9 protein-coding genes are annotated in these 7,457 nt (G+C 61.0%); 4 read left to right on the forward strand and 5 right to left on the reverse strand.

Annotation, left to right across the window (positions count from 1 at the left end):
- Window positions 1-19 precede the first annotated feature (19 nt).
- From ABT116_RS37285 to ABT116_RS37295, 3 genes are all read left to right on the forward strand, one after another.
- Window positions 20-346, forward strand: a complete 327-nt coding sequence (locus ABT116_RS37285; protein WP_037131386.1) for a hypothetical protein — start codon at window positions 20-22, stop codon at window positions 344-346.
- 179 nt (window positions 347-525) lie between these two features.
- A complete protein-coding gene (locus ABT116_RS37290) occupies window positions 526-987 on the forward strand; it encodes a hypothetical protein (RefSeq protein ID WP_003944221.1) in 462 nt (153 codons plus the stop codon).
- Window positions 988-989: 2 nt separating this feature from the next.
- The gene (locus ABT116_RS37295) at window positions 990-1,337 is read left to right on the forward strand and encodes a hypothetical protein (protein WP_003944211.1); all 348 of its coding nucleotides are present in this window, start codon (window positions 990-992) and stop codon (window positions 1,335-1,337) included.
- Window positions 1,338-1,515: 178 nt separating this feature from the next.
- Here the strand turns inward: ABT116_RS37295 and ABT116_RS37300 are convergent, their stop codons facing one another.
- From ABT116_RS37300 to ABT116_RS37310, 3 genes are read right to left on the reverse strand one after another with little or no spacing between them, the layout of a single operon-like run.
- Window positions 1,516-3,285 carry an ABC-three component system protein gene (locus tag ABT116_RS37300; RefSeq protein ID WP_003944238.1) on the reverse strand — a complete coding sequence of 590 codons (1,770 nt, stop codon included), beginning with the start codon at window positions 3,283-3,285 and terminating at the stop codon, window positions 1,516-1,518.
- Window positions 3,251-3,502, reverse strand: coding sequence for an ABC-three component system middle component 6 (locus ABT116_RS37305; protein ID WP_050794057.1), 252 nt, complete (start codon window positions 3,500-3,502; stop codon window positions 3,251-3,253). Before ABT116_RS37305 ends, ABT116_RS37300 begins: the two co-directional genes overlap by 35 nt.
- Entirely contained in the window at window positions 3,486-4,445 is a 960-nt protein-coding gene (locus ABT116_RS37310; RefSeq protein WP_003944224.1) for an ABC-three component system protein, read from the reverse strand. Before ABT116_RS37310 ends, ABT116_RS37305 begins: the two co-directional genes overlap by 17 nt.
- 1,634 nt (window positions 4,446-6,079) lie before the next feature.
- Between ABT116_RS37310 and ABT116_RS37315 the strand changes: the two genes are divergently transcribed.
- Window positions 6,080-6,367, forward strand: coding sequence for a hypothetical protein (locus ABT116_RS37315; RefSeq protein ID WP_157770425.1), 288 nt, complete (start codon window positions 6,080-6,082; stop codon window positions 6,365-6,367).
- 143 nt (window positions 6,368-6,510) lie between these two features.
- Here ABT116_RS37315 and ABT116_RS37320 read toward each other — a convergent pair whose 3' ends face one another.
- Together ABT116_RS37320 and ABT116_RS37325 are read right to left on the reverse strand one after the other, a co-directional pair.
- Window positions 6,511-6,714 carry a hypothetical protein gene (locus tag ABT116_RS37320; protein ID WP_037131380.1) on the reverse strand — a complete coding sequence of 68 codons (204 nt, stop codon included), beginning with the start codon at window positions 6,712-6,714 and terminating at the stop codon, window positions 6,511-6,513.
- 440 nt (window positions 6,715-7,154) lie between these two features.
- Window positions 7,155-7,457 (reverse strand): hypothetical protein (locus tag ABT116_RS37325; RefSeq protein WP_351643496.1); only part of this gene is annotated, 303 nt, incomplete at its 5' end.

Raw genomic sequence — 7,457 nt, forward strand, 5'->3', positions numbered from 1 at the left:
GTGATGGAAGAATGAGGGGATGCGCCCGAACAGGTACCTCGACGATTATCTGCATGGGCTTGAGTTCCTGAGTGGGGTGTACCCCGATGATGCGGGGGCGATTGCCGAGCACGGCATCGTGGCCGCGCTCGATGATGATGATGCGTTCGTGTTCTTGCTTCGCTTGGTCGGTCCAGAAGCCCCGGCGTTCGCGGATGAACTGTGGCAGTTGATCAGTGGTTTTCTGAACAGTCGCCGCGTCGAGGAGTTGTTCGGAGGCTCTGAGGATGCCGGGTTGGCGGATCTCAACACAGTGAGAAAACCGAGATACCTCCCGCCTCCTGCTCGACCGAGGATCCCAAGGTGAGAGTGTCTGACGGCTACCACCGTGCCAAAAGATTCAGGGAAGAACGTGCCAAATAATTCCGAAAGTCACAGTCGCGGCCTGAGTTTTCGGTTCCGGAGAAGCCTGGACCCGGGCCATGCCGGTCGCCGTGCAGTGCACTTCACATAGACTTCCGAACACGTTCCGAATATTGTGGGGGCATGGCCCCGACCGCGACCCGCACCACACGCCGCTCCTCCGACCTGAGCAAACACTCGGCCGAGGTGTTCGCCGAGGCCGAGGACCACCCCGTCACCGTCACCCGCCGCGACGGCGAAGATCTCGTGCTCATGACACAACGCGAAGCAGACAGCCGCGCCCGACTCCTCGAGTTCGCGGCACAGCTGATCGGAGTGGCCGTCGACGACGACGGACCCCTCGACGGACGGATGTCGCGCGCATTCCCCTGGATGCTGGCACTTTCCCCGAAGGATCGTGCCGTCTGCGCTCGAGACCTGGTCGACGCCGCACGCGCGTCGTTCGCGACCGACCAACCGCACCTGGTACTTGCGGAACTGACCTCGTGGCGAGAAACGGCGACCGCGATCGCTGCCGGCCTCGGTCAGGCCGACCTCGAATGGCTGGACACTCCAGAAGACGACACGATGGTGGAGCGTCCGTAGCGGTGGCAGGAAAACGCGGCGAGCTCGTACCTCGACCGACGAAGAAGACCGAGTACGAGATCCGCTTCGCGACCAACAATGCACGCAAAGGTTGGCGGGACCTCACTGCGGTGATCCGCAACCCGTTGGCGGAGGCCTGGGATTTCCTGACGCGAACCCCGCTGGTGGTGGATCCGAAGAACTACCCGCTACGCGGCGACCTCGGCGTCGTCACTCGCGACGGCGTGAGCCATCAGCGGTGGCAGCACAAACCCACTCAGCAGGGTGATGCCCGCATTTGGTTCTATGTCGAGGGGCGCACGGTGCACGTGGAGCAGGTGCACACCAACCATCCGAACGAGACGAAATAGGGATCCGTGTACGGAAAGGCCCCCGGACGCATGCTTGGGTTGTAAGGATCATCGCCACCGCTGCCTGCACCGCACCGCCGGACCGAGACCGCTTGGGTAGTTGACTACAGCCCACCCTGATTGATTTATGTCCCGAGTGGCCCCATTGGTTGGTGATCTTGTTGGCCATGTTGAGCGGTTAATCGAAGCGGAAGCCGAAGAGTCCGCCGGCGTCTGTTTCGTCGGTTAGACGTGTGTCGAGGATGTAGGGGTCTGCGTCGAAGGCGCCGTCGCTTTGAAGTTCCACGGTGGCGAGGAAGTCCGAGTTGAGGGTCACGATGTACTGGAAGTTGTGTTGTTCGGCGAGTCGGGCTCCGATGTTGAGGCACGATGCGACTTGGCGGCCGTCGATTGCGTCGAAGAGGTGGCTGTCGTGTACGAGTATCCGAGGTGCACGGCCTGCTTTGATTGCGGCGATTGCGCACACGATGTCGAGTATGAAGGTCTCTACGCTGCGGACGCCTACGCTCGCGTCGCCTGATATGCGGGGCTCGACGCCTAAGAGTCCTTTGGGTGTCGGCGAAATCAGAAGTGATGCCTCACGGTCGGTGTAGATCTCTGCGCCGAGTTCGCCGAATAGGGAGATCGATTCAACGAGGCTGTCATTTCGCTCGTTCAGTTCGGTTCGGACCGAGGCGACGAGTTCTGCGGTTCGCAGTTTGATCGTGTCGCTGATGGTGCTGATTGAGTTCGCGGCTTCCAGTCGTCGTTCCAGGTCTGCGACGTCGGATTCCTTCTTCGCAAGATCACGCTGGAGGCTCAGAAAGGTGTCGAGTGCGACGGTTTCGTTGAGGAGAAGCATGATCTGGGATCGCTGGTTGTCGAGGCTGCTGCGTTCGGAGTGGATGGCTTCGAGGCGGGTGCGGATGCTGTTGAGTTCTTGTTCCAGGAATGATCGGCGGTTGCGGACCACGGATTCGTGGAATGCTCTGACCTCGTCGTAGCGCCGGCTGACGGTGTTCGGGAGGACGAGTCCGATCTCGGCGTAGACACGAGAGAGTTTCGCCGTCAGTTCGTCCTGCTCGGACGTCTCGACTTCGTCGGCTATTGCTTCGTCGATCTCCCGTGACCTTCGTAGTAGAGCGAGGGCTTCGTCGTTGAGTTTCTGGATCGAGGCGCTGAGCTTGTCCGCTTCTTGTTGGTGATCGGCGTATTGTTCATCGACTTTGAACCCGCGTAGATCCCCCTGTGCGCGGTCGCGGTGGCGGCGGGCTGTCGCGAGTTGTGCGCGGATCGCGGATTCGTCGAGTGAGAGGTGGGTGATTGCGCCTTCACGGACTGCTGCGCGGATGGCTTTGCCTTGTTTGGTGAGGCGATCGACATCGCCTGCCTTGCCCAAGATTTCTGGTGAGAGTCCCAGCATGAAGCCGATCTTCACGCCTGATTCCCAGTCGGCCTCGGACTGGTGGCCCTTGATGGGGTTGTTGAAGAATGTTCGGATCAGTTGACTCCAGAGCTGACCGGCTGTCGGGCGGGTTGCGTCGGATGGTATCCGAAAGATGTTGTGGGAGAGTAATTCGCGCCATTCATCGACGTGGATGTCCGTCGAGTTTCCGGTTATCGACCAACCGGAGACTTGAACGCGGGTCGTCGGTGAGACGGCGCGTGTGACAGTAACTTCGTCGTCCCGGTCGCCATCTTTCGCGGGAAGCGCGAGGGTGGCGGTGAATGTGTGGTCGGTGAGTTCGGATGCTTTGAATTCTGGCGGTAGGTCGCCGCCGAGGAGGTACCTCAGGATCTTGATGACGCTGGTTTTGCCGATGCTGTTTCGACTGTCGCCTTGCTGGGATGTGTCGGTGCGTTCGGCGACGAGGATGTTCAGGCCCTCGCGAAACCGCAGAGTCTTGAATCTTGGGTCGGAGGAGGTGAGGCGGCTAAGAAACATGTGTGCGCCTGAGGAAGCCTTCATCGGATGTGTCCACGAGTCTCATTGTGTAGAGGGCGGCCAGTGCGAGTGTGAACCAATCGAATGTGATGCGTTGGGCTCGATGTGACGAATGTTCGTGAATGCTGAACCGTTCCCAGAGGGCCGAGACCGACATCGGATCGCGGAGTTCTTCGAGGATCTTGGAACCGACTGTCATGAGGGCGCGGTCCGATGACACCCCTTTAGTGGGTAAAAGCATTGGGTGTCTCCACTTCTGGGCCGTCTTCGTTGGTGGGTGGCATCTCGAATATGTGGCAGGAATCGAAGAAGTACGAGACGACTGCGAACGCCGCGTTGGCGCGCTTTCCATCCATCCTGAAGTTAGTTCCGGCTACCGACACATACAGTCGTTCAAGAACTTCGGCTGGTACTGCCGTCACCGCATGGGCGTCCTGGTACATCGACCGAAATTTCTCGCCATGAACGTCACACAGACCTGGGTCGGACAACTCTTCATACCAACGGTCAATACGAGGAGCCAGTAACCGGCCTGCGTTGAACTCGAGACGGCTCGCGTCGGGGAGCTCGTTGAAGTCCATCTTGCCTGCGGGGACGGCCAGTACACGTGCGCCGGTTTCCACAATCACGGTGTTGGAGTCGAGCGCGTCAAGTAGGGGCAACAAGTCAGAAAGTTCCACGTTCTCTGCCCCGGGCGCCCCAGGGAACAGCGCGTTGAGGACAGCGACATCGAGGGTTCCGACCACTTCCACCCAGAGTTTCTCGGTGTTAACGAGCCGGATGGTCAGTGGGCGCTCAGCGGACGGACCGTGACTTTGTTGGAGACCGGTGAGGGCTTTCAAGGACTCTGGACCTGCTGGTGCGTTCGTGACGAATTTCCATGTGTGGAAGCTGTCCCACTGAGAGAGCCCCCGTGCGAAGTCTGAATTGATCTTGGCAGCGAGTTCGCGCTCTGCGCTGCGGGCCGGTCGTTGGCCGTAGCAGGCGTAGAAGATGGTGCCTGAGTCCGCCAGCCCGTCGCACCCGCCATCGCCGAGTGTTCCTGACGGAGCGGGGTTCACGTAGTCGTCGTGGAATCGATCCAGCACCTTCGAGGCATAGTCCTCGAATGCTGTGCCCGACTTGAAACACTCCTGTTGATGGCGGAAGTGGTACCAGTCTCGCCAGTTCGCCGTCAGCAGCATCTGTTAGCCCGTCGTGGTCTTGCGTCGACCACGGTCGTGGTCTCTCGCAGAAAAGACTATCGTTCATCAACTCGGCGATTGTCTGTCCCGTTAACAGGCGTGGCGTCAGCATGAGTGGCAATGGGAAGAGGCGTAGGGGTTTTGGGTGGGTGCTGGGCCGCAGAATGTGGGTGTGACGCAATTCGATGCGACTTGGCATCGCTTGTTGGTGTGGACGGCTTGGCAGACTCTGTCGTGTGGTTCGGGAGGTTTGGCGCGAGATGGGGGAGAACATTGGTGGATGACTGGAGTCCGGTCTTTCGGGCGCGAGATGGGGGAGAACATTGGTGGATGACTGGAGTCCGGTTTTTCGGGCGCGGAGGTGGGAGCAGGACGGGGCTGAGTTCGCGGAGTGGATGGATGGTGCTGCGGTCCGGTCGCCGTGGAAGCGTCGCAGGTTCGGGATCTGGCGTGAGGAGCAGTTTTCGGACAGGATGCGCGTTGCCCGGGAGGCCAAGCGGCAGCGGCGGGCGGAGCTGGCGGCGAATCCGAGTCCTGAGCTTGTTGCGGCGTACGAGGAGTTGCGGGCTGCGGAGGCGGCGTCCGGTGCCCGACTCGGTTGCGCGCGGGGTGGTGATATGACTGACCCTGAGACGGTTCGGTTTCTTGCTCGGTTGTTGAGCGATCACGCCGAAAAATTTCAGTAAGAGCAGTGTGCGCGGCCATATTTGTGGTCCGCTCGTTTCTCTGTCGGGAAGTGCGACGGTGAGTTGGTCGAGGTTGCCTTCGATCTCGACGCTGACGACGTAGTTGCAAGGCGGTGTGTGCGGCCTTCGACGTGTTGGGCGCCGATGCGTCCGCCGGGTTTGCGTTGAGGCCGGGGACTCACCGCCAAAGCGGGACTGTGAGCGCACTGGCGGTGAGCCGTGCGCACCGAACCGTTGCTATCTGACAGTGCGCAGTTCAGGCGACCCATCCCCCGAGGGAAAGACACCCGGGGGCCGGCCGGCGCGGCAGACTGTGTGCCCGACATCAAACCGCCGCGACGTCCATTTTAGAACCGCGCACCGACTGCGTACAGGGGGTCGAAGGGTGCTCGTCTCGGTAAGCCGGTCAGATCATGATCTGCATACTTCGATCTCCTCGTGCCGAAATCCGTCGTTTCAGTTTCACACTGGCCCGTGGTTTGGTCGGGTGTGTTCGATCTCTGGTGCGACATTTCATCGTGGCGCTCTGGCGATTGTCGGGACGCTGTTGAACGGTCATGGTTTGATCGGGCGGCCGGGTCCGCTGCGTACGCCGAATCCGTTGGCTCACGGTGTTTTCGATCGAGGGGAAGGTGTCGAGATGAGCAGCGACGCGTCGGGTGACTTGATTGCCGGTGGGATGGTGCCGTGATTTCGGATGTGCGTATGACGAGTGATGTGGGTTCGTTGTTGCAGTTTCTGCTGGGGACCGAACCTGTCGGTGGGGTGGAGGTCGTTGGCGGTTGTCGAGAGATGAGTCGGCATGTTCGATCGCATCCGTTGCCGGCGAGCCGTGTCGATGATGCGGGGTGGGTGCGGTCGGTGGCAGCGGTGATGGAGGGGCCGCAGCGGGTGAGATCAGGTTTGAGGTCGTCACCGCGGGGGCCGAAGTCGCCGGTGCAGTCGTGGGTGGCTGTTCTTCATGTCTCGGCGGATGCTCTTGCGGGAGTGAACGGTGACGTGTCGGTGATCGCGACTGGCTTGATGAGCCGACTCGGTATCAGCTCGGATGATGGTTCGTGGCGGTGGATCGCGTTGTCTGTTCCTGCTGTCGGCCGGTTTGTGCGGCGTGTGCAGCTGGCTGCGACACCATTGGACGACCGTGACCCGGTGTGGAGTTTGCTCGGTCACGAGGGATGGGCGGCGCGTATTGCCGCGACGGTGGTTGGGGATGCCGAAGGTGGGTTTCTGTGCTGACAGACGAAGCGTTCCGGCAGCGGTGCCGGGAGGGTGGGTTGCTGGGCCACTGACATTTCTCAGGAGTAGGTCGTGGATGGTTTCGGTGAGCCGTCATCGGGGAGCCGTCGCATCTCGGGATGTCGGCTCAAGGAGATCCAGTTCTAGTCCCGTGGCGGCAGGATTCGTTCGCTGAGCGGGTTGTAGCAGACGAGTCCGAGGTTTTGCGCGGTGCGTACGAAGGCGTTGGCGGCCGTGATTTGTGCTCGTGAGGTTCCGCTGACATGGATCGCGGCGAAGCTTCCCACGGTGCGTACCGTCCAGGTCGCGCTGCTGTCGGTTTTCGTGTCCTCACTGTTGCTGGTCATGTGGGCCCGTTTCTCTGTCGGGGATTGTCAGTCGCGGCACTGTGAACGACGGGGAACAGCGATGAGTGAGATGCCTCCGATGAGGCTGGTCGGCGACGGCTCTGGACCAGAGCGCGGCAAGATTGTCGATGCCGTTCTTCTTGGGCGGTAGCGGGCACAAGACATCGACGTCGCCCTCGGCCTCGCCCGATACGGGAAACGAGCAGACCACATACCTCTACGCGTGAAAGCCTGTGCTGTGCGCGTCGAAGGCATCATGGCTGCGACGCAGTCGGCATGGTTCCACACCAGCTCCGGGAGAGGGTGGCCGTCGTGCCCGTGAATGCGAGCAGCGGAAACGGTCAGAATTCCGTCACACTCGATCTCTGTGTCGGTGAAGACGCGATCAGTATCCCGTGACTCCGTATCGGGCGATCGACACAGCGTTGAGACGGCGTAACTCAGCCCATGCTCGTCAGAAGGACCTCTTTGTCGGCCGGGGGCATCACACACGCAGTTCCGTCCGACGCCACGACCATTCGATAGTGCCGGACACCTGCGGAGAATTTCGCGATCGTGCCCAGCCGCAAGGCATATTCCTCGAAGCCAGGAGGAACGAGCGCCAGCCCCCACGCATCCGCCTCGATGGGATCGAGCGCCACGGGTTCGCCGGTGCGGACGTGCCGGCCGCCGACGAACGTCATCATCAGCACCGACCCGGCCGGATAGGGACCGGTCATCGTTGTGCTCGTATCCAATGCCAG

It is taken from the genome of Streptomyces sp. NPDC002130, from assembly GCF_040296465.1.
In the GTDB taxonomy this organism is placed as follows: domain Bacteria; phylum Actinomycetota; class Actinomycetes; order Streptomycetales; family Streptomycetaceae; genus Streptomyces.